Source organism: Streptomyces sp. NPDC031497, from assembly GCF_055580905.1.
The window spans coordinates 63,491-89,093 of sequence record NZ_JBVIKO010000031.1 but is presented as its reverse complement, the minus strand read 5'-3'; the positions used below and the strand labels follow the sequence as shown (position 1 = coordinate 89,093).

The 25,603-nt window shown below is 69.9% G+C and carries 21 protein-coding genes and 1 riboswitch; of the genes, 7 read left to right on the top strand and 14 right to left on the bottom strand.

Annotated elements, in window-relative coordinates:
* Window positions 1-131 precede the first annotated feature (131 nt).
* A complete protein-coding gene (locus ACZ5K7_RS41375) occupies window positions 132-875 on the top strand; it encodes a rhomboid family intramembrane serine protease (protein WP_351695397.1) in 744 nt (247 codons plus the stop codon).
* Window positions 872-1,153 (top strand): Lrp/AsnC family transcriptional regulator, encoded by a 282-nt coding sequence (locus ACZ5K7_RS41370; protein WP_024882613.1) that lies wholly within the window; start codon window positions 872-874, stop codon window positions 1,151-1,153. Before ACZ5K7_RS41375 ends, ACZ5K7_RS41370 begins: the two co-directional genes overlap by 4 nt.
* On the opposite strand, the gene ACZ5K7_RS41365 is transcribed toward ACZ5K7_RS41370, so the two are convergent.
* The 7 genes from ACZ5K7_RS41365 to ctaE all read right to left on the bottom strand — a co-directional run bounded on the left by ACZ5K7_RS41365 (window position 1,154) and on the right by ctaE (window position 10,723).
* The gene (locus ACZ5K7_RS41365) at window positions 1,154-3,301 is read right to left on the bottom strand and encodes an outer membrane protein assembly factor BamB family protein (protein ID WP_468922393.1); all 2,148 of its coding nucleotides are present in this window, start codon (window positions 3,299-3,301) and stop codon (window positions 1,154-1,156) included. It abuts the gene before it with no gap.
* Window positions 3,302-3,366: 65 nt separating this feature from the next.
* Window positions 3,367-4,743 (bottom strand): aminotransferase class V-fold PLP-dependent enzyme, encoded by a 1,377-nt coding sequence (locus ACZ5K7_RS41360; RefSeq protein WP_468922390.1) that lies wholly within the window; start codon window positions 4,741-4,743, stop codon window positions 3,367-3,369.
* A gap of 160 nt (window positions 4,744-4,903) precedes the next feature.
* A riboswitch (SAM riboswitch) is annotated at window positions 4,904-5,020 on the bottom strand.
* A gap of 279 nt (window positions 5,021-5,299) precedes the next feature.
* Window positions 5,300-6,364: an anthranilate phosphoribosyltransferase gene (trpD, locus tag ACZ5K7_RS41355; RefSeq protein WP_351695403.1), complete on the bottom strand. Its 1,065-nt coding sequence runs from the start codon at window positions 6,362-6,364 to the stop codon at window positions 5,300-5,302.
* A gap of 132 nt (window positions 6,365-6,496) precedes the next feature.
* A complete protein-coding gene (gene qcrB / locus ACZ5K7_RS41350) occupies window positions 6,497-8,161 on the bottom strand; it encodes a cytochrome bc1 complex cytochrome b subunit (protein ID WP_351695405.1) in 1,665 nt (554 codons plus the stop codon).
* The gene (gene qcrA, locus ACZ5K7_RS41345) at window positions 8,158-9,216 is read right to left on the bottom strand and encodes a cytochrome bc1 complex Rieske iron-sulfur subunit (RefSeq protein ID WP_351695407.1); all 1,059 of its coding nucleotides are present in this window, start codon (window positions 9,214-9,216) and stop codon (window positions 8,158-8,160) included. Before qcrA ends, qcrB begins: the two co-directional genes overlap by 4 nt.
* On the bottom strand, window positions 9,213-10,025 hold the full coding sequence (qcrC, locus tag ACZ5K7_RS41340) for a cytochrome bc1 complex diheme cytochrome c subunit (protein WP_351695409.1): 813 nt from the start codon (window positions 10,023-10,025) through the stop codon (window positions 9,213-9,215). Before qcrC ends, qcrA begins: the two co-directional genes overlap by 4 nt.
* A 77-nt stretch (window positions 10,026-10,102) precedes the next feature.
* Window positions 10,103-10,723 carry an aa3-type cytochrome oxidase subunit III gene (ctaE, locus tag ACZ5K7_RS41335; protein ID WP_351695412.1) on the bottom strand — a complete coding sequence of 207 codons (621 nt, stop codon included), beginning with the start codon at window positions 10,721-10,723 and terminating at the stop codon, window positions 10,103-10,105.
* A 178-nt stretch (window positions 10,724-10,901) separates the two neighbouring features.
* Here ctaE and ACZ5K7_RS41330 point away from each other — a divergent pair, with 178 nt between their 5' ends.
* Entirely contained in the window at window positions 10,902-11,303 is a 402-nt protein-coding gene (locus ACZ5K7_RS41330; RefSeq protein WP_351695414.1) for a response regulator, read from the top strand.
* Window positions 11,304-11,407: 104 nt separating this feature from the next.
* On the opposite strand, the gene ACZ5K7_RS41325 is transcribed toward ACZ5K7_RS41330, so the two are convergent.
* The 4 genes from ACZ5K7_RS41325 to ctaC all read right to left on the bottom strand — a co-directional run bounded on the left by ACZ5K7_RS41325 (window position 11,408) and on the right by ctaC (window position 15,907).
* Window positions 11,408-12,670, bottom strand: coding sequence for a L,D-transpeptidase (locus tag ACZ5K7_RS41325; protein WP_351695416.1), 1,263 nt, complete (start codon window positions 12,668-12,670; stop codon window positions 11,408-11,410).
* Between the two features lie 152 nt (window positions 12,671-12,822).
* Complete coding sequence (locus tag ACZ5K7_RS41320) at window positions 12,823-13,221, bottom strand: cytochrome c oxidase subunit 4 (RefSeq protein ID WP_046727399.1); 399 nt, start codon at window positions 13,219-13,221, stop codon at window positions 12,823-12,825.
* A complete protein-coding gene (gene ctaD, locus ACZ5K7_RS41315; RefSeq protein ID WP_351695418.1) occupies window positions 13,218-14,948 on the bottom strand; it encodes an aa3-type cytochrome oxidase subunit I in 1,731 nt (576 codons plus the stop codon). Before ctaD ends, ACZ5K7_RS41320 begins: the two co-directional genes overlap by 4 nt.
* Window positions 14,945-15,907, bottom strand: coding sequence for an aa3-type cytochrome oxidase subunit II (gene ctaC, locus ACZ5K7_RS41310; RefSeq protein ID WP_351695420.1), 963 nt, complete (start codon window positions 15,905-15,907; stop codon window positions 14,945-14,947). The genes ctaD and ctaC overlap by 4 nt, the downstream gene beginning before the upstream one ends.
* Window positions 15,908-16,234: 327 nt before the next feature.
* On the opposite strand from ctaC, the gene ACZ5K7_RS41305 reads away from it, so the two are divergent.
* Window positions 16,235-17,614 (top strand): aminotransferase class V-fold PLP-dependent enzyme, encoded by a 1,380-nt coding sequence (locus tag ACZ5K7_RS41305; RefSeq protein ID WP_468922381.1) that lies wholly within the window; start codon window positions 16,235-16,237, stop codon window positions 17,612-17,614.
* A 163-nt stretch (window positions 17,615-17,777) separates the two neighbouring features.
* Here ACZ5K7_RS41305 and ACZ5K7_RS41300 read toward each other — a convergent pair whose 3' ends face one another.
* Window positions 17,778-18,752, bottom strand: a complete 975-nt coding sequence (locus ACZ5K7_RS41300) for a carbohydrate kinase family protein (RefSeq protein WP_468922378.1) — start codon at window positions 18,750-18,752, stop codon at window positions 17,778-17,780.
* A gap of 185 nt (window positions 18,753-18,937) precedes the next feature.
* Here ACZ5K7_RS41300 and ACZ5K7_RS41295 point away from each other — a divergent pair, with 185 nt between their 5' ends.
* Window positions 18,938-19,147, top strand: a complete 210-nt coding sequence (locus ACZ5K7_RS41295) for a hypothetical protein (RefSeq protein WP_093503947.1) — start codon at window positions 18,938-18,940, stop codon at window positions 19,145-19,147.
* Between the two features lie 104 nt (window positions 19,148-19,251).
* Complete coding sequence (locus tag ACZ5K7_RS41290) at window positions 19,252-21,366, top strand: hypothetical protein (RefSeq protein WP_468922375.1); 2,115 nt, start codon at window positions 19,252-19,254, stop codon at window positions 21,364-21,366.
* 66 nt (window positions 21,367-21,432) lie between these two features.
* Here ACZ5K7_RS41290 and ACZ5K7_RS41285 read toward each other — a convergent pair whose 3' ends face one another.
* Window positions 21,433-21,789 carry an iron-sulfur cluster assembly accessory protein gene (locus ACZ5K7_RS41285; RefSeq protein ID WP_093827773.1) on the bottom strand — a complete coding sequence of 119 codons (357 nt, stop codon included), beginning with the start codon at window positions 21,787-21,789 and terminating at the stop codon, window positions 21,433-21,435.
* A gap of 321 nt (window positions 21,790-22,110) precedes the next feature.
* Here ACZ5K7_RS41285 and nadA point away from each other — a divergent pair, with 321 nt between their 5' ends.
* Window positions 22,111-23,295 carry a quinolinate synthase NadA gene (nadA, locus tag ACZ5K7_RS41280; protein ID WP_468922372.1) on the top strand — a complete coding sequence of 395 codons (1,185 nt, stop codon included), beginning with the start codon at window positions 22,111-22,113 and terminating at the stop codon, window positions 23,293-23,295.
* Between the two features lie 39 nt (window positions 23,296-23,334).
* On the opposite strand, the gene ACZ5K7_RS41275 is transcribed toward nadA, so the two are convergent.
* On the bottom strand, window positions 23,335-25,569 hold the full coding sequence (locus ACZ5K7_RS41275; protein ID WP_468922369.1) for a protein kinase domain-containing protein: 2,235 nt from the start codon (window positions 25,567-25,569) through the stop codon (window positions 23,335-23,337).
* Between the last annotated feature and the right edge of the window lie 34 nt (window positions 25,570-25,603).

Genomic DNA, 25,603 nt, shown 5'->3' with positions numbered 1-25,603 from the left:
AGTGTCCGTGATGCGCCGTCCCGACGCGTGTGGCTCGTTACCCTACGGCCTGGCGCGTACTCGACGCCGCCCTGTCCGCGGCGGCGAGGCGATCTGCACCGGTGCATCCCGTTACGCCATGCTCTATGTCCATGATCGGCAACTGGAACACGACGGCCGTCCGGACTCTTCGGGGCCTGCGGAACACGTCGGCGCCCATGACGTACACCCTGATCGCCGTGTGCTGCCTGATCTTCGTGCTCGGCCCGGCCTCAGGCTTCACCCCGTCCTACGGCACCGGGGACGCCCTGGCGGCCGCCCAGCGCGCGTACTTCCGGCGCTGGGGAGTGGTTCCCGCCGACCTGTTCGACGGTCCGGCGCGGGAGGCGCTCACCCCGGCCACGGCGCTGTTCATCCACGGCAGCTGGGTGCACCTGCTCGGCAACATGCTCTTCCTCTTCGTCTTCGGGGCGATGACCGAGGAGCGGATGGGCCGCGTGGAGTTCACCCTCTTCTACCTCGGCTGCGGCTACCTCGCACTGCTCGGCTACGCGGCCGCCAACGCCACGTCCCAGCAGTCGCTGGTGGGGGCGTCCGGGGCGATCTCGGCGGTCCTCGGAGCGTTCCTGTACCTGTTCCCCAGCGCCCGCGTGACCAGTCTTCTGCCGTTCCTCTTCTTCCTTCCGCTCCGGTTCCCGGCCTGGGTGGTGCTCCCGTTCTGGGCGGCCCTGCAGTGGCTCGCCCTGGACCAGGCCCCCTCCGGGCCCGGCGTGGCCTACCTCGCCCACCTGGTCGGCTTCGGACTCGGCCTCGGCTACGCGTGGGTGCGGTACGGCCGTGGGACTAAAGTGAAGGCCGCCCCAGCTCCGGCTCCCGAGGGAGAGAACCAGCCGTGATCACCGCGATCGTCCTCATCAAGACCAGCGTGGACCGGATCCCCGAGATCGCGGAACAGATCGCCGCGCTGGACAGCGTCAGCGAGGTCTTCTCCGTCACCGGTACGTACGACCTGATCGCCATGGTCCGGGTGCGTGAGCACGAGGATCTGGCCGAGGTGATCCCGGGGCGGATCAGCAAGATCCAGGGCGTGGAGGGCACGGACACGCACGTCGCGTTCCGCACGTACTCCCAGCACGACCTGGAGGCGGCGTTCGCGATCGGCCTGGACAGCTAGTCAGGCCTTGAGGGCGAGGACGGTGATGCCGTCGGCGGTCGCGACGTAGATCCGGCCGTCGCGGGCGACCGGGCTCTGGGTCCCGGTCGACGCCCCGCCCTCGACGCGTTTGCGCCAGGTGCGCTTGCCCCGGCGGTTCACACCGAAGAGCGTCGAGCCCTGGCGTACGTAGAGGGTGTCGCCCGCGACCGTGGGATCGCTGTACTGGGTGCCCTCGCCGGTGAGCGTGAGGTCCCACGCCTTCGATCCGTCGGCGGGGTCCAGGGCGAGCACTTCGTAGTTGCTCGCGGTGACCGCCAGGCCGCCGAACGCCACGCTCGTGAAGTAGCGGCCGCCGCGCGGCAGCTCGGTGCCGGACTTGTGCCAGAGCGCCTTGCCCGTCCGGCTGATGCCGTGCAGCATCTGCTCACCGCCCGACCCGACCACCAGGACGTCCCCGATCAGCGCCGGGCGGCCGGTGTCACTGCCGGCCGCCGTCGCCCAGAGCCGCTTCCCGCTCTTCGCGTCCAGGGCCCGCACCTGGTCCCCGAACGTGCCGACGTAGACGACGCCCTCCGCGACCATGGGCTCGCTGGTGGGCGCCGGCCCGGTCGGCGTGCTCCAGGCCACACTGCCGTCGGGGGCGTACGCGCGCACCCCGCCCGCGTCCGTGGGGCCGTAGGACACCAGGACCAGGTCGCCCGCGGCCACCGGGACCTGGCTGTTCCCGGCGACCGCTTTGGTCCAGCGCACCCGGCCGCGCCGGTCGAGCGCGCAGAGCTTCGTGGAGCCCTCCCCGTTGTCGTACAGCAGGCAGTACACGCCGTCGGCGGTGGCGAGCGGGGGCATGACCGGGCCGCCCAGCGCGGTGCTCCAGACGGGACGGCCGTTCGGCGCCACCGCGTGCAGCGAGCCGTCCGCCCCGCCGACGTACACCGAATTCCCGTCGGCCGACACCGCCGCACACGGGCCGCGCTGCCCGCCGAGCCCCTCGACCGGGTACTGCCACCCCACCTGGGCCGCCGACGACGAGCCCGTACCGGTCCGCCCCTCCCGCGCCGCCGGACCCGTGCCCGCCGAGGAGTCCCGCAGCCACAGCCACCCGCCGACGCCCCCGCCCGCCACGACCGCCGCACCGCCCGTCAGGGCCGCCAGCAGCCGCCGCCGGGAGGCCGGGGCGGCAGCCGGGGAGGCCGCGGGCAGGTCCGTGACTGTCGTGGGCGCCACGTACTCGACGCGGCTGTCCCGCTCCCCCGACCCGTGTTCCGGCACCCAGCGCTCATCGCTGTCCACGGTCGCCGATTCCGCCGTGGCGCGGCCGGCGTACCACCCCGCCCCAAGGCCCGCGCGGAGGGAACGCGCGGTGTGTCCCACCGCCGCCACCACGTCCGCGGGCGTCGGCCGCGCGCCGGGGTCGTCGCGCAGACAGGACTCCACGAGCTCCAGATGGTTTTTCGGTACGGCGGACAGGTCGACGTCCCCGGTCAGGATCCGCAGCAGGACGACCGAGTCCTGCCCCTCGCCGAAGGGTTCCCGTCCGCCCGCCGCGTACGCGAGGACCGCGCCCAGCGAGAAGACGTCACTGGCCGGTCCCACGTGGGCGCCGTTGCGGATCTGCTCGGGCGAGACATAGCCGACCGACCCGACGATCACCCCGGTCCGGGTCAGTGCCGTCCCTTCCAGGGCCCGGACGATCCCGAAGTCGATGACCCGGGGGCCGTCCGGCGCCAGCAGGATGTTGGAGGGCTTGAGGTCACGGTGCACCAGCCCCTTGGCGTGGATCGCGGCCAGCGCCTCGCCCAGCGCGGCCGCCAGCAGCCGTACCGCGTCGCCGGTCAGGGGGCCGCCTTCGAAGATCGCGTCCCGCAGGTTCGGCCCGTCCACGTACTCGGTGGCCATCCACGGCCGTACGGCCTCGGTGTCCGCGTCCACGACGCGGGCGGTGTAGGTCCCCGCGCCGCCGACGGTCTGCGCGGCCCGCACCTCGTGCCGGAAACGGGCCCGGAAGGTGCGGTCCTCCGCGTGTTCGGCGCGCACCACCTTCACGGCGAGCCGGAGACCACCGCGCGCCTCGGCGAGATACACCTCGCCCATACCGCCGGATCCGAGTCTGCCCCGGACCTCGTAGGGACCGATGGTCCGAGGATCCGTCTCGCGCAGCTCCTGCACCCCGTGCTCCCCCTGCCCTCCGTACAGCTGAGGGAAGCGTATACGCGCGGCTGGACGTCAGTCCGTCAGACGGCCGGTACGCAACGGCCGTCCTCCGTACGGTAGTTCCATTTCGCGCCATCCCGGACGAGCTCCTTGACGGCATTCACGAACCGCTCCACGTGCTCGTCCGGCGTCCCCGCGCCGAAGCTCACCCGGATCGCGTTCAGGGACTTCTCGCCCGGTGCCGCCTCCGGCGCCCCGCACTCGCCCTGGGTCTGCGGGTCGGAGCCCAGCAGGGTCCTGACCAGCGGGTGGGCGCAGAAGAGGCCGTCGCGGACGCCGATGCCGTACTCGGCGGAGAGGGCCGCGGCGAAGTGGGAGCTGTTCCAGCCGTCCACCACGAAGCTGATCACTCCGACGCGGGGGGCGTCGTCGCCGAAGAGGGAGAGGACACGGACCTCGGGAACCTCGGCCAGCCCCGCCCGCACCTTCTCGATCAGGTGCCGCTCGCGGGCGACCAGCGTGTCGAAGCCCGCCTCGGTCAGCGCCTTGCAGGCGGCGGCGATCGAGTAGGCGCCGATCACGTTCGGGGAGCCCGCCTCGTGGCGCGCGGCGCTCTCGTGCCACTCCACGGCCACTCCCCCGTCCTCACGCCGGGTGACCTTGCGGCTGGCGCCGCCGCCCGCGAGGTACGGCTCGGCCGCCCGGAGCCAGTCGGCGCGGCCGGCCAGGACGCCGGAGCCGAAGGGGGCGTACAGCTTGTGGCCGGAGAAGGCGACCCAGTCGACGTCCAGCTCGCGGACGCTCACCGGGTGGTGCGGGGCCAGCTGGGCCGCGTCCAGGACGATCCGGGCGCCGTGCGCGTGCGCGGCCGCGGCCAGCTCGCGGACCGGCCACAGCTCGCCGGTGACGTTCGAGGCGCCGGTGACACAGACCAGGGCCGGGCCGTAGCCCCCTTCAATGGACACGGTGCGGTCGGCGAGGGCCTGCTCCAGGGTCTCGACGGCCTGGCGCGGGGTGCGCGGGGCGTCGAGGTAGGTGACCCGGGCGTCCTGCCAGGGCAGCAGGGAGGCGTGGTGCTCGGTCTCGAAGACGAAGACCTGGCAGTCGGCGGGGAGCGCGCGGGCCAGGAGGTTCAGGGAGTCCGTGGTCGAGCGGGTGAAGACCAGCTGGTCGTCGGGGCGGCAGTCGAGGAACTCGGCGACGGTCTTCCGGGCGTTCTCGAAGAGGTCGGTCGACAGCTGGGAGAGGTAGCCGGCACCGCGGTGGACGCTGCCGTAGTAGGGCGCGTAGGCCGCCACGTCGTCCCAGACCCGCTGGAGCGCCGGGGCGCTGGCCGCGTAGTCGAGGGCGGCGTAGGTGACCTCGCCGCCGGTGACGAGCGGGACGGTGACATCCTGCCCTAGAACGGGCAGCGGGGCACAAACCGACTGGGCGGAGACAGCGGTGGAGACAGACATGGCGAACTCCTGTGAGGGGTAAGCGAAATCGCCGGGCCGGACGGTACGTCGACGGCACGGGAAAGGTGAAAGGGGTATGCGGAGGCGGGGCTCGACGCCCTATCGCATTCGCTTGCTCACAGAAGACTCCCTCGACGACCAGGACCCCTGGCGTGCGAGGGGTCCGCGCTTGCCGTAGACCTCTCTGCCTACGACCTGGTCTTCACCCGGGGCACCCCGCCACGGACGGAGGGTTGCCGGACAGTCGGCCGGGGCCTCATGACTGTCACTCATGACCTGAGAAGAAACGTAAGTGAAGTGATCGGCGACGCGCAACTCCTGTCCGGATGACGGGACACCGCCAGGGTCCGAAGCCGCTTCCGCACCGCCGGAAGACCGAATGCGGTCGCTCGCCGTTGCGGCGGAAAGGCGGAAAGGCGGAAAGGCGGAAGTACCCCGCTCACCTTCTTTTCCGCCGCAACGGCGATCAGCCACGACGGCGCAGCTGGGGGTCCCCCCACGCCCTTAAGGCAGTGGGGAGGTGCCGTACCGCGCCTCAGCGCGCCGACCGCGGCCCCTACCTGTTCGTCGCCGCCGCCCAGCGCTCCAGCACCCGCTTGGCCGCGCCCGAGTCGATCGACTCCGCCGCCTTGTCCATGCCGGCGCGGATCTGCTCGGCCAGCGTTCCGGTGCCCGGGTCCAGGGCCACCAGCGCCGCCGCCGAGTTCAGCAGGACCGCGTCGCGGACCGGGCCCGTCTCGCCGTCCAGGAGCCGACGGGCGACCTCCGCGTTGTACGACGGGTCGCCGCCGCGCAGCGCCTCTACCGGGACCAGCTCGATGCCGACGTCCCGCGGGTCGAAGGTCTCCTCGGTGATCTTGCCGTCGCGGACGATCCAGACGTGGGACGTGGCGGTGGTCGTCAGCTCGTCGAGGCCGTCGTCGCCGCGGAAGACCAGGGAGGAGTTGCCGCGTTCCGCGAAGACGCCCGCGACGACCGGCGCCATGCGCGGGTCCGCGACGCCGACCGCCTGGGCCCGCACCTGCGCGGGGTTGGTCAGCGGGCCGAGGATGTTGAACACCGTGCGGATACCCAGCTGGCCGCGGGCCGCGCCCGCATGGCGCAGCGCCGGGTGGAACTTGACGGCGAAGCAGAAGGTGATGCCGGCCTCCTCGGCGACCTCGGCGACCCGCCGCGGGGTCAGATCGAGGTTGACGCCGAGCTTCTCCAGCACGTCCGAGGCGCCGGACGCGGAGGACGCCGCCCGGTTGCCGTGCTTGACGACCTTCGCCCCGGTGCCGGCCACCACCAGCGCCGACATCGTCGAGATGTTCACCGTCTTGGCGCCGTCACCGCCGGTGCCGACGATGTCCACCGTGCGGCCCGGTACCTCGATGACGTTGGCGTGCGCGTACATCGTGCGGACCAGGCCGTTGATCTCGTCGACCGTCTCGCCCTTCGCCCGCAGGGCGACGACGAAACCGGCGATCTGGGCGTCGGTGGCCTGCCCGCGCATGATCTGGTCCATCGCCCAGGCCGTCGCGTCAGCGCTCTGGTCCTGGCCGTACAGCAGCGCGTTCAGCACCTCGGGCCAGGAACGGCCCGCCGCGATGTCGCCTCCAGCGGGGGTCACAGCGCTCATGAGGCCGCTCCTGATGGTCGTACCGGCGAAAAACAGTGTCAGGCCCACCCTATCCAGCTCCGGGCACGGCGAAGGGCCCCCGTCCGTACACCGGACGGGGGCCCTTCGGCCGTGGCGTGGCGACGCGGTCGATCAGTGGTGGCCGTGGCCGCTCGTGATCTCCTTGTACTCCTCGACGGTGGGCTTCGGGATCTGGTTGTCCTCGCCGTAGTAGGCGCTGCTCAGCTTGGCGCGGAGCTTCTCGGACCCCTTGATCTTGCGCTCGACACCGTTCTCGTCCACCGCCGCGCCGACCTGGGCCGGCTCGTACTGGTGGTGGGCCGTGAGGGTGTGCAGCTGCTCCTGGCTGAGCGGCTCGTGCACCTCGATGAACTCACCGTGCGGCAGCCGCTTGATGATGCCGGTCTCGCGGCCGTGCAGCACCTTCTCGCGGTCCCGGCGCTGCAGGCCGAGGCAGATCCGCTTGGTGACGATGAACGCGATCACCGGTCCGGCGAAGAAGAAGATCCGGACGAACCAGGTCACGTCGTTGATCGACAGATGGAAGTGGGTGGCGATGAGGTCGTTGCCACCACCGACCAGGCCGATCATGTACACGGTCACCCAGGCGACACCGAACCCGGTACGGGTCGGGGCGTTGCGCGGGCGGTCCAGGATGTGGTGCTCGCTCTTGTCGCCGGTGACCCAGGACTCGATGAACGGGTAGAGCGCGATCGCGCCCAGCACCAGACCGAACAGGACCAGCGGGATGAAGACGCCCAGGACCAGGGTGTGGCCCCAGAAGTTGATCTCCCAGCCCGGCATGTAACGGATCAGGCCCTCGGCGAAGCCCATGTACCAGTCGGGCTGGGCGCCGGTGGACACCTGGTCCGGACGGTAGGGGCCCATGGCCCAGATCGGGTTGATCTGGGTGGTCGCCGCGATGACCGCGATGACACCGAAGACCAGGAAGAAGAAGCCTCCGGCCTTGGCCATGTAGACCGGCAGCAGCGGCATGCCGACGACGTTCTTCTCGGACTTTCCGGGACCCGCGAACTGCGTGTGCTTGTGGTAGAAGACCAGGATCAGGTGGCCCACCACCAGGCCGAGCATGATGCCCGGCAGCAGCAGGATGTGGATCGAGTAGAACCGCCCCACGAAGTCGTGGCCGGGGAACTCGCCGCCGAAGAGGAAGTACGAGATGTACGTGCCGACGATCGGCATCGACAGGATGGCGCCCTCGGTGAAGCGGACACCGGTGCCGGAGAGCAGGTCGTCCGGGAGCGAGTAACCGGTGAAGCCGGTGAACATGCCCAGGACGAACAGCAGGAAGCCGAACAGCCAGTTGATCTCACGCGGCTTGCGGAACGCGCCGGTGAAGAACACGCGCATCATGTGCACGAACATGCCGGCGAGGAAGATCAGCGCGGCCCAGTGGTGGATCTGCCGGATGAGCAGACCACCACGCACGTCGAAGGAGATGTGCAGGGTCGAGCTGAACGCCTCGGACATCATCTGTCCCTGGAGCGGGACGTAGCTGCCGTGGTACACCACCTCGTTCATCGACGGGTGGAAGAACAGCGTCAGATACACACCCGTCAGGATGATGATGATGAAGCTGTACAGGCACACTTCACCCAACATGAACGACCAGTGGTCGGGGAAGATCTTGCGCATGTTGGACTTGGCCAGGGAGTAGATCCCGAGCCGTCCGTCGGCCCAGTCGGCGACGCGCTCGCCGGCCGGTGCCTTCCCGCGCTCGTCGCGGCCCGCCGCGTCAGCGGCGGATGCCTGCGTGGAGTTCTCGTTAGTGCTCATCCGCGCTCCCAGAAAGCAGGACCGACGGGCTCCTCGAAGTCGCCGAGCGCCTGGAGGTAGCCCTCCTCGCTCACACCGATGCGCAGCTGCGGCAGGGCGTGACCGGCCGGGCCGAAGATCACTCGGGCACCGTCGGAGAGGTCGAAGGTTGACTGGTGGCACGGGCAGAGCACGTGGTGGGTCTGCTGCTCGTACAGCGAGATCGGGCAGCCCACGTGGGTGCAGATCTTCGAGTAGGCCACGATGCCCTCGTGGGACCACTCCAGCTCGCGCTTGTCCTTGATGTTGTCCGGCTGCAGCCGGATGATCATCAGGGCCGCCTTCGCCATCACGTTCTGGAAGTCCTCCTGGGACTCCTCGACGCCCTCGGGCTTGGCGAAGGTCAGCGAGCCTACGGCGACGTCGGAAGGACGCAGCGGCTCGTTGGTGTTCATGTTGACGAGCAGCTTGCCCTTCGACCACGCCGTGTGGCGCAGCGAGGTGCCGGGCAGCGGGCCGAGGTCGCGCAGCAGCACGACACCGGAGAGCGGGACCAGGGTCAGCGCGCCGAACATGGTGGTGCGGATCAGCTTGCGCCGGCCGATCGCCGACTCCTTGGCACCCTGCTTGAAGTCGGCCAGGACCTTGGCCTTGACCTCCGGCGGGGCCGAGATGGCGTGCCGCTCGTCGGCGACCTCCACGTCGGACATCAGGGTGCGGGCCCAGTGGACCGCGCCCGCGCCGATGCAGAACAGCGCCACACCGAGGGTCAGACCCAGCGCGAAGTTCAGCGCGCTGATGTGACCGATCGGGAAGACGAAGATCGACTTGTCTTTCGGGATCGTCACATAGGAGGCGATGAAGCCGACGGTGGCCAGCATCGACACCGTGAACAGCAGGGCCACCACGCGCTCGGACCGCTTGGCGGCCCGCTCGTCGATGTCCTGGATCCGGTGCTCGTGAGGCGGCAGACCGGGGTCCGCGAACGGGTCCTTCTCGTCCGCGATGCCCACGGCGCCGTGCGCGTGGCCCTGCTCAGCGGGCAGGTTCTCTTCTGGAATCTCTTGGCTACTCATGACTTCTTGGCCTTTGCGGTCCGAGCGGCGACCCAGACGGCGACCGCGATCAGGGCGCCGAGACCGAAGATCCACGCGAACAGACCCTCACTGACCGGCCCGAGGCCGCCCAGGTTGAGACCGCCGGGGTTCACCGTCTTGGGGCTGTTGACCGCGTCGAGGTACGCGATGATGTCCTTCTTGTTCTTCTCCGACAGCGTGGTGTCGGGGAAGGACGGCATGTTCTGCGGGCCCGTCTGCATGGCCTCGTAGATGTGCTTCGGAGCGACGCCTTCCAGGCTCGGCGCGAACTTGCCCTTGGTCAGCGCGCCACCCGCACCCACGAAGTTGTGGCACTGCGCGCAGTTGGTGCGGAAGAGCTCGCCGCCCGCGGCGATGTCGGCACCGCCAGGGCCGTACTGCTCCTTGGTCGGCACCTCGGGACCGGCGCCCAGCGAGGCGATGTACGTCGCGAGCTGGTCGATCTGGGCCTGGGTGTAGATGTTCTTCTTCGCGACGACCTGCGGGCCCTGCGAGGTGGCGGCCGGCATCCGGCCGGTGCCGACCTGGAAGTCGACGGCCGCGGCGCCCACGCCGACCAGGCTGGGACCGTCGGACGAGCCCTGACCGCCGGTGCCGTGGCAGCTGGCACAGCCGACCGAGTAGAGCTTCTTGCCCTCCTCGATGGTCAGGGACTGGGAGGTCTCATCGGCCTGCGCCTGGCCCGCGGGCGCGAGCGCGGCATACAGCCCCCCAGTGGCCGCCAGCGCAAAGAGTAGGACGACGACCGCCGCCAGCGGATGGCGTCGTCGTGAGGAGAGCTTTTTCACGGATTACCCCGGTGTCAGGATCTTCTGCGTCGATGCTTCTGGGTTGTGCGCTTCTGCAGCGCGTGGAGCCGGCCCGGCTACTTGATCAGATAGATCGTGGCGAAAAGGCCGATCCAGACGACATCGACGAAGTGCCAGTAGTAGGACACGACGATGGCCGCGGTCGCCTGCTCGTGCGTGAAGCGCTTCGCCGCGTAGGTGCGGCCGAGGACGAACAGGAAGGCGATGAGGCCGCCCGTCACGTGCATGCCGTGGAACCCGGTGGTCAGGTAGAACACCGAGCCGTACGGGTCGGAGGAGAGCGAGATCCCGTCCTCCTTCACCAGGCTGGTGTACTCGTAGATCTGACCGCCGATGAAGATCGCGCCCATCACGAAGGTGACGATGAACCAGCCCCGGAGCTTCTTCACGTCCCCGCGCTCGGCGGCGAACACGCCGAGCTGGCAGGTGAGGGAGGAGAGCACCAGGATCGTGGTGTTGGTCGCGGAGAACGGAATGTTGAGATGGCTCGCCATCTCCTTCCAGTGATCCGGACCGGTCACCGATCGCAGGGTGAAGTACATCGCGAAGAGGGCCGCGAAGAACATCAGCTCGGAACTCAGCCAGATGATGGTTCCGACGCTGGTGAGGTTCGGCCGATTGACCGACGGGTGCGCGTGCCCGGTTTCTACTGTCGTTGCTGTCGCCACGACCGACATTATGTCGGTCGCTTATCTCGCGCTCACTCCGGGGGGTGCCGTTCGGGGTGTCCGCACCGTGTGTACTGCCCGGATGGCCCATCGAAGCGGTGTTCCAACAGGTGTTGACGAGGTGTCCGGGGGAGTAGCATCCGGCGCATCGGTCCTGTCCGTACGACGCTGACGTCCCGGAGGAACAATGCAGCCGACCGCCACGGTGCTGGTCTACAGCGACGACTCCAACACCCGCGAGCAGGTACGGCTGGCCGCGGGCCGGCGGCCGGCTCCCGATGTGCCGTTCGTCGAGTTCCTGGAGTGCGCGACGCCTCAGGCGGTCGTCACCGAGCTGGACAAGGGCGGCATCGACGTGTGCGTGCTGGACGGCGAGGCCGTGCCGCTGGGGGGCATGGGGGTGTGCCGGCAGATCAAGGACGAGGTGTTCAACTGCCCGCCGGTGCTGCTGCTGATCGGGCGGCCGCAGGACGCGTGGCTGGCCACGTGGAGCCGGGCGGACGCGGCCGTGACGCTGCCGGTGGATCCGGTGGAGTTCGCGGCGGCGCTGGCGTCTCTGCTGCGGCAGCAGAGGCTGCAGAGCGCCTAGGAGAGGGCGGGGCGCGGTGGGTTCGCGCGTGTGGGCCGCATGTGGCTGGTCGCGCCCGCGGGGCGGTAGCCGCATCTCCACTACCGCCCCGCGCCCCCGGTTTCTCACACTGACGTCGGCTGCAAACGCACCGCGTCCTGGGGCTTCGGTCCGTCCGGGGTGCCGTTGACGAGGGCGCTGCCGCCCCGCCAGTCCTTCCAGGCGAGGTTCCAGTCGCCGAAGCCGTTGCCGAAGTGCTCCATCTCCTCGCCGTTGGAGTTGACGACCTTCACCAGGTCGCCCGGGTGGAAGGTGTCGAAGAACCACTCGGCGTTCGAGGTGTTCATGCCGGTGCAGCCGTGGCTGACGTTCGCGTACCCCTGGGAGCCCACCGACCAGGGCGCGGCGTGGACGTACTCGCCCGACCAGGTCACCCGGGTGGCGTAGTAGACCGGAAGGTCGTACGAGTCCGAGGTGCCCTCGGCGATGCCGACCGTGCTGCCGCGCATGCGTACGAAGTACTGCTTCTCCAGTACGACCTTGACGCCGTTGCGGGTCTCGAAGCCCGGCTTGCCGGTGGTGATGGGGATCTGGTTGATCTCCTTGTCGTTCTTGTACACCGTCATCTGGTGGGCGGCGGCGTCCGTGACGGCGAGGATCTTGTCGCCGATGGTGAGTTTCAGGGGCTTGGCCGCGCCGCCCCACAGACGGTCGCTGATCTTGACGCCTTCCAGGTTGCTGTGTACCTGGAGGGTGGCGTGGGCCGGCCAGTAGTCCTTGGGCCGGTAGTGGAGTTCCTTGTCGCTCACCCAGTACCAGGAGCCCTCGACGGCGGGGACGGAGTCGACCCTGAGGGCACGCTCCACGACGGCGCGCTGGGCCTTGTCCTTGACCGCGTGGTCGAGTTGGGCGGTGACGGGCTGGCCGACGCCGTACTCGCCCCCCTTGGGGCCGAAGGTGACCTTCAGCCGCTGCTGGGTGGTGGGCATGCTGGTGTCGAAGGTGAGGACCTTGCGGCCGGGCGCGCCGTCCTCGTCCTCGGTGCTGACCTGGACCGTGTAGTGGGCGTTGGCGGCCAGCGGGGAGGTGCTGTGCCAGCGACGGCCGTCGGCGTCGAGTTCGCCCGCCACATGGCGACCGGTGGCGTCCTCGGCCGTGACGTCCGTGATCCGGTCCTCGTCGCTCTTGGCGACGACCTCCAGCGGCTTGTCGGGGTCGGCCCGCTTCCCGGCGCCGGTAGGGGTGTTGAAGGAGACCTGGTCCGCCGCGTCGTACGGCTTGCCCGACAGCGGGTTGCCGTCCGATCCGCAGGCGGTCACGCCCGCGCCGAGGGCGGTCACCAGCAGGGTGCAGCTGACGACGGTACGGGCGCACGGAGAGTGACTCATATGGTCACGCTATGAGAGGTTTTCCGGACCGGCACGCCAAGTACTCCGGACGGGGGAACGGCACTGCGCCGAAGGCGGCAACTGCCGTACGCGCGGGAGCCCGGACCCTCCTGACAGAGGGTCCGGGCTCCCGGTGTGCGCTCGGCGCGTGCTTACTGGGTGCGGTTCTCACCGCGGTAGTACTCGAACACCCAGCCGAAGAGGCCGATCATGATGATGGGCGCCGAGAAGTACAGCAGCCACCAGCCGACGGCGACACCGAGGAAGGCCAGCGCGCCACCGACACCGAGGGCGAGCGGCTGCCAGCTGTGCGGGCTGAAGAAGCCCACCTCGCCCGCCTCGTCCGCGACGTCGGCCTCCTTGTTGTCCTGGGCACCGGCGTCCACCCGCGAGGCCGTGAAGCCCAGGTAGAAGCCGATCATGATGCACAGGCCGAAGGCCATGAAGAGCGCCGTGGTACCGGCCGCCTCCTTCGACCACACGCCATAGACGATCGCCATGGCGAGGACGAAGACGCTCAGCCACACGAACATGCGGCCCTGGATCTTCACTTGCCGGCCTCCTTGCTGCCCGCGACAGCGGCGGCGACGTGACCGTGCTCCAGCTGCTCCAGGGCGGCGATCTCAGGGTGGTGCAGGTCGAACGCCGGGGATTCGCTGCGGATCCGCGGCAGGGTGACGAAGTTGTGCCGCGGCGGCGGGCAGGAGGTCGCCCACTCCAGCGAACGGCCGTAGCCCCACGGGTCGTCGACCTCGACCTTCTTGCCGTACTTGGCCGTCTTCCACACGTTGTAGAGGAACGGCAGGATCGACAGGCCGAGCAGGAAGGAGCTGATCGACGAGATCGTGTTCAGCGTGGTGAAGCCGTCCTGCGCCAGGTAGTCGGCGTACCGGCGTGGCATGCCCTCGGCGCCCAGCCAGTGCTGGACCAGGAAGGTGCCGTGGAAGCCGATGAACAGCGTCCAGAAGGTGATCTTGCCGAGCCGCTCGTCGAGCATCTTGCCCGTCATCTTCGGCCACCAGAAGTGGAAGCCGGAGAACATCGCGAAGACGACCGTGCCGAAGACCACGTAGTGGAAGTGGGCCACCACGAAGTACGAGTCGGAGACGTGGAAGTCCATCGGCGGCGAGGCCAGGATGACACCGGTCAGACCACCGAAGGTGAAGGTGATCAGGAAGCCGGTGGCCCAGAGCATCGGGGTCTCGAAACTCAGTGACCCCTTCCACATCGTTCCGATCCAGTTGAAGAACTTCACACCGGTCGGTACGGCGATGAGGAACGTCATGAAGGAGAAGAACGGCAGCAGCACACCGCCGGTGACGTACATGTGGTGCGCCCACACTGTCACGGACAGACCTGCGATCGCGATGGTCGCCGCGATCAGACCCATGTAGCCGAACATCGGCTTACGGGAGAAGACCGGGATGACCTCGGAGATGATGCCGAAGAACGGCAGGGCGATGATGTACACCTCTGGATGGCCGAAGAACCAGAAGAGGTGTTGCCAGAGCAGGGCTCCGCCGTTGGCCGCGTCGAAGACATGTGCCCCGAATTTCCGATCCGCCTCCAGCGCGAACAGCGCGGCGGCGAGGACGGGGAAGGCGAGCAGGACCAGGACGGCGGTCAGCAGCACGTTCCACACGAAGATCGGCATGCGGAACATGGTCATGCCCGGTGCACGCATGCAGATGATCGTGGTGATGAAGTTGACCGCGCCGAGGATGGTGCCGAAGCCGGAGAAGGCCAGACCCATGATCCACATGTCCGCGCCGAGGCCCGGCGAGCGGACCGCGTCCGACAGCGGGGAGTAGGCGAACCAGCCGAAGTCGGCCGCGCCCTGCGGGGTGAGGAAACCGCCGACCGCGATGGACGAGCCGAACAGGTAGAGCCAGTAGGCGAACATGTTCAGCCGCGGGAACGCGACGTCCGGCGCGCCGATCTGGAGCGGCATGATCCAGTTCGTGAAGCCGGCGAACAGCGGCGTCGCGAACATCAGCAGCATGATCGTGCCGTGCATCGTGAACGCCTGGTTGAACTGCTCGTTCGACATGATCTGCAGACCGGGGCGAGCGAGCTCGGCGCGCATCAGCAGCGCCATCACACCGCCGATCAGGAAGAACGCGAACGACGTGACCAGATAGAGCGTGCCGATGGTCTTGTGGTCGGTGGTCGTCAGCCACTTCACCACGACATTGCCGGGCTGCTTGCGCCTGACCGGCAGCTCGTCAGCGTACGAGCCTTCAGCCGCGGCACCCTGGGGTTCGTTGAGGATGCTCACAGGTTGTTCGTCTCCCGGTTCTTCTCGTGGCTCGTCTGCGCGATGCCGGCGGGAATGTAACCGGTCTGCCCCTTCTTGACGAGGTCCTTGAGGTGCTGCTGGTAGCGCTCAGGCGAGACGACCTTCACGTTGAACAGCATCCGGGAGTGGTCGACGCCGCAGAGCTCGGCACACTTGCCGAGGAAGGTGCCCTCCTGATTGGGAGTCACCTGGAACGCGTTGGTGTGGCCCGGGATGACGTCCATCTTCATCAGGAACGGCACCACCCAGAAGGAGTGGATGACGTCACGCGAGGTGAGGACGAAGCGGACGGTCTCACCCTTGGGGAGCCAGAGCGTCGGACCGGGGTTGCCGGTCTGCGGGTTCCTGGTGCCCGGCGTACCGACGTCGTAGACGCCACCGGCGGCGGCCGGGAATTCCTTCTTGAACCGGTCCGGAATGGCGTCCAGGTTCGCGTCGGTCTTCGCGTCGCCGGAAACACCGTCGACGGGCGTGATGTAGTTGAAGCCCCAGCTCCACTGGAAGCCGACCACGTTGACCGTGACGTCGGGCTTCTTGTCGGTGAGGCTGAGGATCTTCGTCTCGTCACGCGCGGTGAAATAGAACAACACCGAGACGATGATGAGCGGAACCACCGTGTACAGCGCCTCGATCGGCATGTTGTACCGGGTCTGCGCCGGAACCTCGATCTTGGTGCGGCTGCGCCGGTGGAAGATGGCGCTCCAGATGATCAGACCCCACACCAGCACGCCGACGGCGAGCGCGGCGGCCCAGGAACCCTGCCACAGGGAGAGGATCCGCGGAGCCTCTTCCGTGGTCGGGGTGGGCATACCAAGGCGGGGGAAGTCCTTGTATGTGCAACCGGTAGCGGTCGCAAGGACCAGGCCCGCGGTCATTGCCTGCAGCAGCTTCCGCCGCATCGGGCGCCGCGGCGAGCGGTCGGAGCCGTTGGGACTCACGTAGCGCCTTCCCGAGAGTCTCGCCCGCGCGGTTCGGCTGCGGCCTTCTCGCTGGTCGGTCGCCGCCCTGCGTCGGGCAGGGGTTTGGATGTTTATGCGGACCAAACCCTAGCCGACGCGATTCGGGGGGTCGCGGGGAGGGGGGCATACGCGCCGCCTGTCACTCCTTAAGGGTGCGATTGGGCGCCCAATAGCTCGGGTTGTCGGGGTTTCGTGCGCGGGTGCAGGTGCGTGAGGGGCTGGTCGCGCCCACGCGGCGGAGCCGCAAACAGGTACAGCCCCGCGCCCCTGAGGCCGGGTGCTCCACCGGAGTTTTACCGTTGCTGTGTGCCCTACTTCGACGCCGCGTCTGCCGCCCCTCTTCATCCCGTTGCCCGTCAGGCTCTGTTGGCTGCACTGGACGACGGGTGGGCCGATCCCTCCCGTCTCTACCGCGAGGGGCGGAAGGCACGCATGCTGCTGGACGCCGCCCGGGAGGCGGCCGCCGAGGCCGTCGGATGCCGGCCGGACGAACTGACTTTCACCCCGTCCGGTACCCGGGCCGTCCATACGGGCACGGCAGGCGCGTTGGCCGGTCGCCGTCGCACCGGACGTCACCTGATCGTGTCAGCCGTCGAACACTCCTCGGTACTCCATTCGGCCGAGGTGTTCGAGGCCGGGGGCGGAGAGGTGACGCGGGTGCCGGTGCGGCGGACCGGCGCGGTGGACGTCGAGTCGTACGCCGCCGCCCTCCGCGCGGACACCGCACTCGCGTGCCTCCAGTCGGCCAACCACGAGGTGGGGACCGTGCAGCCGGTGGCGGCGGTGGCCGAGGTGTGCCGGGCGGCCGGGGTGCCGTTGCTGGTGGACGCGGCGCAGTCGCTGGGGTGGGGGCGGGCGGAGGGCGACTGGTCCTTGCTGACGGCGAGTGCGCACAAGTGGGGTGGGCCGAGCGGGGTCGGGCTGCTGGTCGTACGCAAAGGGGTGCGGTTCGCCGTCCAAGGGGCTTCGGACGAGCGGGAGTCGGGGCGTTCGGCCGGTTTCGAGAACCTTCCGGCGATCATCGCGGCGGCCGCGTCACTGCGGGCCGTCCAGGCGGAGGCGGAGCAGGAGGCCGTACGACTGCGGGAGCTGACGGCGCGGATCCGGGCGCGGGTGCCGGAGTTGGTCCCGGACGTGGAGGTGGTGGGGGACGCGGACCGGCGCCTGCCGGGCGTCGTCACCTTCTCCTGTCTCTATGTCGACGGAGAGACCCTGCTCCACGAACTCGACCGCGAGGGCTTCTCCGTGTCGTCCGGATCGTCCTGCACGAGCAGCACGCTGACGCCCAGCCATGTGCTGAAGGCGATGGGCGTCCTGAGCGAGGGGAACGTGCGGGTGTCCCTGCCGACGGGGGCGGCCGAGACGGACGTCGACCGCTTCCTGGAGGTGCTGCCGGGGGTGGTGGCGGGGGTGCGGGAGAAGCTGGGGGCACCGGTGCCGACGGCGACCGTGCGGCAGGCGGAGGAAGTGGTCGTGGACTCGCTCGGGAAGCGGTGCCCGATCCCGGTCATCGAGTTGGCGAAGGTCATCGGCAGCGTGCCGGTGGGCGGCAGGGTGCGGGTCCTGTCCGACGACGAGGCCGCACGACTCGACATCCCCGCGTGGTGCGAGATGCGGGGCCAGGAGTACGAGGGCGAGGAGAAGGCAGAGAAAGGAACGGCGTACTTGGTACGCCGGATCAGCTGAAGCGCCCCGTCAGGGGCGCGGGGCCGTGTCAGGGGCGCGGGGCCGTGTCAGGGGCGCGGGGCCGTGTCAGGGGCGCGGGGCCGTGTCAGGGGCGCGGGGCCGTGCCAGGGGCGCGGGGCCGCCGCGTGTGCGCGACCAGCCCCCACGCCCCCGCCCCCGAGACTCAGACCAGGTAGCCGCGAACCTCTTCGGCGGCCTCGTCCCCGTACGCCTTCGTGAACCGCTCCATGAAGTGCCCACGACGCAGCTGGTACTCCTGCGTTCCCACCGTCTCGATGACGAGGGTCGCCAGCATGCAGCCCACCTGGGCCGCCCGCTCCAGCGAGACCCCCCACGCCAGGCCCGAGAGGAACCCCGCGCGGAACGCGTCGCCGACGCCCGTCGGGTCGGCCTTGCGCTCCTCGTCGGGGCAGCCGACCTCGATCGTCTCCTCGCCGGCCTTCTCGATCCGCACCCCGCGTGCGCCCAGCGTGGTGACCCGGTGGCCGACCTTCCCGAGGATCTCCTCGTCGCTCCAGCCGGTCTTGGTCTCGATCAGACCCTTCTCGTACTCGTTGGAGAAGAGGTACGTCGCGCCGTCCAGCAGTATCCGGATCTCGTCGCCGTTCATCCGGGCGATCTGCTGGGAGAAGTCGGCGGCGAAGGGGATGGCGCGGGCGCGGCACTCCTCCGTGTGGCGGAGCATGCCCTCGGGGTCGTCCGCACCGATGAGCACCAGGTCGAGGCCGCCCACCCGGTCGGCGACGGTCTTCAGCTCGATCAGGCGGGCCTCGCTCATCGCGCCCGTGTAGAAGGAGCCGATCTGGTTGTGGTCGGCGTCGGTCGTGCACACGAAACGCGCGGTGTGCAGGGTCTCGGAGATGCGGACGGAGTCCGTGTCGACGCCGTGCCGGTCCAGCCAGGCACGGTACTCGTCGAAGTCGAAGCCCGCCGCGCCCACCAGGACCGGCCGGGTGCCGAGCTGTCCCATGCCGAACGCGATGTTCGCGCCGACGCCGCCCCGGCGGACGTCCAGGTTGTCGACCAGGAAGGACAGCGAGACCGTGTGCAACTGGTCCGCGACGAGCTGGTCGGCGAATCGGCCGGGGAAGGTCATGAGGTGGTCGGTGGCGATGGAGCCGGTGACTGCGATGCGCACGGCTGGGACTCTCCTGAGGGAAAAGAAGGGGCGCGCGGTAGCGCTCGTTGGAAGGGCGGTGGCGGGAGACGGGCGGGCGTGATTGACAGTTAACGCTACCGGGTCGGCGGGGGCGCCCTGAAGGTGCCAAAACTACCCGATAGTAGATCTTTCTTCGCAGCACCCGACGTGCATACGGTTCGGTCATGACGAACCTCAAGGTCCACGCCCCCGCTCCGGCCGACCTCGACGGCGACCTGGCGTCGCTGCGCGGTGACTGCGCGCGGATGGCCCCGCACTGGGCGGTTCCCGATCACAGCGATGCCCGGCCGGTGCCGCCGTCACTCATCCACGGGGTGACCGTGCCGAAGAAGTCCGCCAGGCTGCTGGACGCGATGTCCGACTACGGCGACTGAGCCGCCCGGCGCGTTTCCAGGGAACCGCGCGCTCCCCTCCCGCGTCCCATCGCCGTCCCCCTTGAAGGGGAGGCGGGATACGACACGCGGCAAGGAGCGATGTGGTGAAGAGCGAGCGACCCGAGAACGACGACGCGGCCGCGGGCACCGGCGGGGAGCCCCCCGAGGCCCGGCAGACCACGGAGTCGCCGAAGGCGGCCGAGCCCGACGCCCGGCCCGGCGCGGAGCCCGCCGAAAGCACCGCACACCCGGCACGGGACAGGACCACGGCAGAGCCGGAAACGGCCCCGGAGCCGGAGCGATCCCGCGAGCCGGCAGCTCCCCCGGCCGCGGAGACGGATCCCGAGCCCACGGCGAGCCCCGAGCCGACCGCGTCCCGCACCGAGGCCAGCACCGAGGCCCGCACCGAGGCCCGCACCGAGGCCCGCACCGAGGCCGAGGCTCCCGAGCCGGATACAGCCCCGGCGCCGGCAGCGCCCCCCGCCGCGGAGACGGACCCCGAGGCCGTGGGAAGTCCCCGGTCGACCGCGGCCCCCTCCGCGGACAGGGCTCCCGCACCGGACGGGACCCCGAAGTCGGAAACACCCCGGAAGCCGGAAGAGACCCCGGCCCCGGAGCCTCAGGAAACCCCCGGCGCGGACACGACCCCCCAGGCACAAGAAACCCCCGCCCCGGACACAGCCCCGGAGCCGCAGGAAACCCCCGGCCCAGACACGGCCCCCCAGGCGCAAGAAACCCCCGGCCCGGACGCGGCCCCCGAGTCCGAGGTGGCCTCGCTCTCTGGTGTCGGCGCGGTTCTCGGGGGCGATGACGGTCGTCCCGCCCGGCGGCGGTCCCCCGCTGTCATCGCCTCCGTGGCCGCCGCCGTGCTGCTGATCGGTGGCGGTGGGGCCTATCTCGCCGCGAGCGGCGGCTCCGGCGGCGGGACCGGGGCCGGGACCGGGACCGGGGCCTCCGGTGGCTCCACTCCCCCGCCGCTCGCCCTGGACGGTTACTCCTCCGGGGGCAACGGGATAGCCGTGGGCGAGCCCAACCCCTACGGCATGACCTACAAGGCGGGCGGAGCGTTCCCCGACGGGCCCGGCTCGGCCGCCGTGTACCAGCCGGCCGGTGAGGTCTCCAAGGACCGGGTGGCCGCGCTGGCGAAGGCGCTCGGGGTCGACGGGTCGCCGGTCGCCGAGGGCGGGGTGTGGAAGGTCGGCACCGACAACGACGGTTCCGGCGGGAGTCTCCAGGTGAACAGGGCCGCCCCCGGCATCTGGACGTACAGCCGCTACGCCCCCGGCACCGACAACTGCAAGAGCGGCCTCGTATGCGCCCAGGATCCGGCGGCGCCGGCCGGCGACGCGGTGAGCGTCTCCGTCGCGGAGAAGGCGGCGGCGCCGGTCCTCAAGGCGGTCGGCCAGGACGACGCGAAGCTCGACACGAGCCAGGTCATGGGCGCTCAGCGGGCGGTGAACGCCGATCCCGTGGTGGGCGGGCTGCCGACGTACGGCTGGACGACCGGGCTGACCGTCAGCAAGCAGGGCGAGATCGTCGGCGGCAACGGGATGCTGGCGACGCCGGCCAAGGGCGACACGTATCCGGTGCTGAGCGCCGAGAAGACGCTGGGCCTGATGAACGCGGCGCCCCGCTCCGACCACCGGATGGGCATCGGCGGCTGCGCCAGTTCCGTACCGCTGAAGGACCGGCTGGAGCAGCCGTGCTCCGCCTCGACGTCGTCCGCTTCCCCGGCCGTCTCGGCCGTGATCGACAACGCGGTGTTCGGGCTGGCCGCGCAGTCCGTCGGCGGCCGGCAGGCACTGGTGCCGTCCTGGCTGTTCCAGGTGCGCGGCGCGGCGGACTCGTACACCGTCACCTATCCGGCGGTGGACCCGAAGTACCTGGCCTCCGCCGCCTCCCCGACGCCGAGTTCCTCGCCGGGGACCCCGAAGGACGTGAAGGTGGACGGCTACACCGCCGACGGCAACGAGCTGACCGTGGCCTTCACCGGCGGAGTGTGCGCCGACTACAAGGCCTCCGCGGACGAGGGCTCGGAGCAGGTGGTGGTCAAGGTGACCGAGACGCCCTGGCCGGACAAGGTCTGCATCATGATCGCCAAGCAGTACCACCAGACGGTGCGTCTCGACGCGCCGCTGGACGGCCGGAAGGTGGTCGGTACGAACGGCACGGCGGTCCCGAAGGAGAAGGCGACCACCCTCGACCCGCAGGCGGGCTGAGCACACACGAAGGCGGCGGCCCCTCGGTGAGGGACCGCCGCCTTCGCTCTGCCGTGCCGGGCCGGCTCAGCTGAAGGAGTCGCCGCAGGCGCAGGAGCCGGTCGCGTTCGGGTTGTCGATCGTGAAGCCCTGCTTCTCGATGGTGTCGACGAAGTCGATCGACGCGCCGCCCAGGTAGGGGGCGCTCATACGGTCGGTGACCACCTTGACGCCGCCGAAGTCCTTGACCACGTCTCCGTCGAGGGAACGCTCGTCGAAGAACAGCTGGTAGCGCAGGCCGGAGCAGCCGCCGGGCTGGACGGCGACACGCAGGGCGAGGTCTTCACGGCCTTCCTGGTCGAGCAGGGCCTTGACCTTGGCCGCGGCGGCGTCACTGAGGATGATGCCGTCGGTGACGGTGCTGGTCTCGTCCGATACGGACATCTACATCTCTCCCGGGTTGTACGGAGACTGCTTGCCGACGAGTGCAACCGGCGGGTCCGCTGTTTCATTCCGGGCCGGCGTTCGCGTTCTCGCGTTTTCACGTTTTCGCGCCTTCGTCTACGTACCCATGCTCGCACATGCCCGAAGTCACGCACAGCGGCCTGTTGACCACCCCACCACCACTCCGTGGCCACCCTCCCGCAACCCTCCGGTACGGCTCCGGGATTCACGTCACATCGACACAATGGGCATCGTCAAAGTGACGTGAAGCGGTTATGATAGATAACGTCAGAACGACGAAAAGTAGAAAGGGTGCGTGCCGTGACCACCGCCCAGACCACGGAGCTCGACGTACAGCCGACTCCGCTCGCCCTGTTGCTGCTCGGCCGTGAGGCCGACCCGAAGAGCGAGCGGGGCGTCGAGTGTCCCGGCGACCTGCCCTCGCCGTCCGACCCGGACCTGGTCGCGCGCGCCCGCGCGGCCAAGGAGAAGCTCGGCGACAAGGTCTTCGTGCTCGGCCACCACTACCAGCGCGACGAGGTCATCCAGTTCGCCGATGTCACGGGCGACTCCTTCAAGCTGGCCCGGGACGCGGCCGCCCGCCCGGAGGCCGAGTACATCGTCTTCTGCGGTGTGCACTTCATGGCCGAGTCCGCCGACATCCTGACCTCGGACGACCAGAAGGTGGTCCTTCCCGACCTGGCGGCCGGCTGCTCGATGGCCGACATGGCGACGGCCGAGCAGGTCGCCGAGTGCTGGGACGTGCTGACGGAGGCGGGGATAGCCGAGCAGGTCGTCCCCGTCTCGTACATGAACTCGTCCGCGGACATCAAGGCGTTCACGGGCAAGCACGGCGGCACCATCTGCACCTCGTCCAACGCCCAGCGGGCCCTGGAGTGGGCGTTCGAACAGGGAGAGAAGGTCCTGTTCCTCCCCGACCAGCACCTCGGACGCAACACCGCCGTCCGCGACATGGGGATGAGCCTGGAGGACTGCGTCCTCTACAACCCCCACAAGCCGAACGGCGGCCTCACCCCGGAGCAGCTGCGCGACGCCAGGATGATCCTGTGGCGCGGCCACTGCTCGGTCCACGGCCGCTTCTCGCTGGACTCGGTGAACGACGTCCGCGAGCGCATCCCCGGCGTGAACGTCCTCGTCCACCCCGAGTGCAGGCACGAGGTCGTGTCGGCGGCGGACTACGTCGGTTCGACCGAGTACATCATCAAGGCCCTGGAGGCGGCCCCGGCCGGCTCCAAGTGGGCGATCGGCACGGAGCTGAACCTGGTCCGCCGGCTGGCGAACCGTTTCGCTCCCGAGGGCAAGGAGATCGTCTTCCTCGACAAGACCGTCTGCTTCTGCTCGACGATGAACCGCATCGACCTCCCCCACCTGGTCTGGGCCCTGGAGTCGCTGGCCGAGGGCAACCTGGTCAACCGGATCGAGGTCGACAAGGAGACGGAGGCGTTCGCCAAGCTGGCGCTGGAGCGGATGCTGGCACTGCCGTAGCCGTAGTCGTAGCCGTACGACAGCCGTACGGCCCCCGTGTCACCCCGAGTCGACGGGTTTCCGCTCGGGGTGCGCGGGGTCGAGGGTGAAGATGGTGCCGTCGGAGGTCGAGAGGACCAGGGCACCCCGGTTGAACCACACGGTCGGCAGCAGTCCGCTGTTGCCGAGCACCTGGGCACGTGCGGAGGACTCCCACAGCAGGGTGCCCTTGGCCGCGTCGAGCGCGACCACCCGCCCGCTCGCGCCGGCCATGTACACCGTGCGCCCGCTCGCGTCCACCGAGGCCTGGCCCGGCGACTCGAGGTTCGTGTGGCTGTCCCACAGCCGGGCCCCCGTCATGGGCGAGAAGGCGGTGACCAGGCCGCTGGAGGTGGCGAGGTAGAACGTGCCGTGGGCCAGCGTGGGCAGCCCGCCCCGGTAGTGCTCGGGCAGGGGGGTCAGGGTGCGTCTGCCGGAGTCGGGGTCGATGCGCACGATGCGGGTGTAGATCAGGTCGGGGCCGTTGTCGACATCCTTGTCGTCCGACTCCAGGAAGACCAGCTGTCCGGAGAGAACGCCCACGAAGCTGGCCTGCTGGGCGGGGGACGACAGCGTGCGGACCGAGCCGTCGGCGTCGACGAGATAGAACTTCGTGGCGTGCGAGCCGTCCTCCTGGTCGGCGCACTCCACGTAGGGAAGGCCGTCGGCGGACATCGCCGAGCAGAGGTAGCCGATGGGCACGGGGATGGTGCGGCGCGCGGTGCCGTCCTGTGCCGAGCGGACGGTCACCGCGCTGCCGTCGCCCTCCTCGGTCAGGGTCACCCCGTCGGCGTAGGCCGATCCCAGGCTGTCCGTGCGTACCGCGTGGGACCAGAGTTCGGAGCCGGTCTCCCGGTCGAGCCCGAGGACGGACTGGGCCTTTCCCAGGCCGCTGTCGTCGGTGATCTGCAGTTCGACGAGGACCTTGTCGCCGTCCACGCCGAGGACGGTCGTGATGTAACGGTCCGCAGGCACCCCGCTGGGTGCGATGTCGGCGCGCCACAGGGTCCGGCCGGTGCCGGCGTCGACCCGGGTCGGGAGGAGCGCGGTGCCGCCGCAGTAGACGGAGCCGCCGTCCGACACACAGGTGGGCGAGGTGTCGCCTTCGTAGCCCGGCGCCTTCTTCGCCCCGCGCTCGGCGGGCGCGGACACGGTGGTCTGCCAGGGCTTCCAGCCGGCGGGGAGGGTGCCCCAGCGGGAGGCCGGCGCACCGGTGGCACCGGTACCACCGGTGCGCGCCTCGCCGTCGCCGTTCCACGGGCCCAGCAGGAGGAAGCCGGTCAGGGCGGCGGTGAGGGCGGTGGCCAGGACAGCGCACAGCACGAGCAGGGCCCGCCGGGGCAGGCGGCGGGTGACCGGACGGACGGTGGTGCCGGGGGCCGGGGCGCCGGGGTGGCCCGCGGAGGGCAGGCGCAGGGCCAGCGTCTCCGGTTCGCCGGGCGCCCGCTCCGGCAGGACCCGCTCGAACTCCGCCGCCAGTTCGTCGAGTCCGGGCCGGTCGGCGGGGGCCTTGGCCAGACAGCGTTCCAGGACCGCGCGCAGCGGCCCGGTCACCCCGTCCAGGACGGGCGCGTTGTGGACCACCCGATAGCCGGTCAGATAGGGGCTGTCGGCGTCGAAGGGGCCGCGTCCGGTGACGCAGTACACCAGCAGCGCGCCGAGCGAGAAGACGTCCGAGGCGGGGCCGACCGTACGGGCGTCGGTGAACTGCTCCGGGGACATGAACGGCGGGGTGCCGACCAGCTGCCCGGTCTCGGTGAGGGTGTTGTGGTTCTCGGCCGCCCGGGAGATGCCGAAGTCGATGACGCGGGGGCCGTCCTCGGCGATCAGGACGTTGGCCGGTTTCAGGTCGCGGTGCACGACCCCGGCCCGGTGGATGTCCCGGAGCGCCTCCACCAGGCCCAGTGCCAGGGGCCGCAGGTCGGTGACGCGCAGGGCGCCGTGGTCGCGGATGCGGGCGGCGAGCGACTTCCCGGGCACGTACTGGGTGGCCATCCAGGGCGGTTCGGCCTCCGGGTCGGCGTCCACCACGGCCGCGGTGAAGGCGCCGCTCACCCGGCGGGCGGCCTCGACCTCCTGCCGGAACCGGGCCCGGAAGACCGGGTCCTGGGCGTACTGGGCGTGCACCACCTTGACGGCGACCTCGCGCCCGGAGCGGGATCTGGCCCGGTAGACGACGCCCATGCCGCCGGCTCCGAGCCGGTCGACGAGTCTGTGGCCGCCGATCGACCTCGGGTCGTCCTTGTGCAGCGGCACCAGAAACTCCCCTTCGCCGCATGGCAGTTCGAGT